Origin of the sequence: Streptomyces solincola, assembly GCF_002982015.1 — a bacterium.
GTDB lineage: Bacteria > Actinomycetota > Actinomycetes > Streptomycetales > Streptomycetaceae > Streptomyces > Streptomyces solincola.
In genome coordinates, this window is the sequence record NZ_PVLV01000704.1 from 1 (window position 1) to 1,505 (window position 1,505).

The 1,505-nt window shown below is 78.3% G+C and carries 1 pseudogene; it reads left to right on the forward strand.

Annotated features, from left to right (window positions below):
- Window positions 1-1,505: pseudogene (locus tag C6N75_RS29530) on the forward strand (ATP-binding protein); the annotation flags it as partial.

The window sequence follows — 1,505 nt, forward strand, 5'->3', positions numbered from 1 at the left end:
CCGCTGCCCCTGCTCAGCCGCCAAGCCGAGCGCGAACGCCTCACCGGACTGCTCTCCCGCGGCCGCTCCGCCCGCGTCACCGGCCCGGCCGGCTCCGGCCGCACCGCGCTGCTGGACGCCGTCGCCGCCGACTGCGCCGACCTCGCGCCCGACGGCGTCATCCGGATCAGCGGACTGGGCCGCACCTGCACCGAGCTGCTGCACGAGCTGTACGACGCCGTCCAGCACGCCCCCGGCCGCCGCCCCGACCGGGCCGAACTGGCCAAGGCCGTGGCCACCGTCGGCGCGGTCGTGGTCGTGGACGACCTGGAGCTCGGCGGCGAGGCGCTGGACGAACTGCTGGACGCCGCACCCGAGTGCGCCTTCCTCTGCGCCGCCGGACCCGGAGCCGAACCCTCCGCGCGCGGGCTGCTGGAGGACGTCGCACTGCCCGGCCTGGACCGGGACACCGCCGTCGAACTGGTGCGCAGCTCCGTGGACCGGCCGCTCACCGAGGACGAGGCCAACTGGACCGGCGACCTCTGGTTCGAGTCCGAGGGCCTGCCGCTGCGGTTCGTCCAGGCCGGCGCCCTGCTGCGGCAGCGCGACGACCTGAGCCCGCCCCCGGCCGACGACGCCGACGGCGCGGACGACGACGTGTTCGCCGACCACCACATGCTGCCGCTGCCGTCCCTCGGCGACGGTGCCGCGCCCGCCCCGCTGCTCGCCTCCCGGCTCACCGACGCCGCCCGGGAGACCCTGCGCTTCGCCGTCGCGCTCGGCGGCGAACTGCCGCACCCCGCGCACCTGCCCGCGCTCGTCGGCGACACCCACGCCGACGCCGCGCTCGGCGAACTGCTGCGCTGCGGACTGCTCAGCCCGGCCGGCTCCCGCTACCGGCTGGCCCCCGGGGTGCTCGCCCAGCTCACCGCCGACGGATACGACGAGGGTGCCGACGCCCGCGCCCACAGCGCCGCCCAGCACTACGCCTGGTGGACCGGGCACCCCTCGGTCGGCCCCGGGCGGATCGCCGCCGAGGCCGACTCGGTGCTCGCCGCGATGACCGCGCTGCTGCCCGGCACCGAAGCGGGGCACGCCAGCTCGGTGGTGCTGCTCGCCCGCAGCGCCGCGCCCGCCTTCGCCGCCGCCCTGCACTGGGGCGCCTGGGAGCGCGCCCTGCGCTCCGGCGCCGAGGCCGCCCGCATCGCCGGTGAGGTCGCCGAAGAAGCCTACTTCCACCACGAGTTGGGGATCATCGCGCTCTGCGCCGGGAACCTCGACCGGGCCCGCGCCGAGCTGGAGGCGGCCACCTCGATGCGCGGGGCGCTCGCCGACAAGCACGGCGCGGTCGCCGGCCGCCGGGCGCTGGCCCTGGTCGCCGACTGCGAGCGCGACCGGCCCGGCGGCGGCCCCGCCCCGCTCACGCTGGTCCCGCCCGGCCAGGACGGACCCGCCTCCTCCCCGCCCGGCGGCGTCGCCGCGGCCAAGCAGCACAGCCTGCCGCCGCTGCCCGGCCTGTCCTCGAC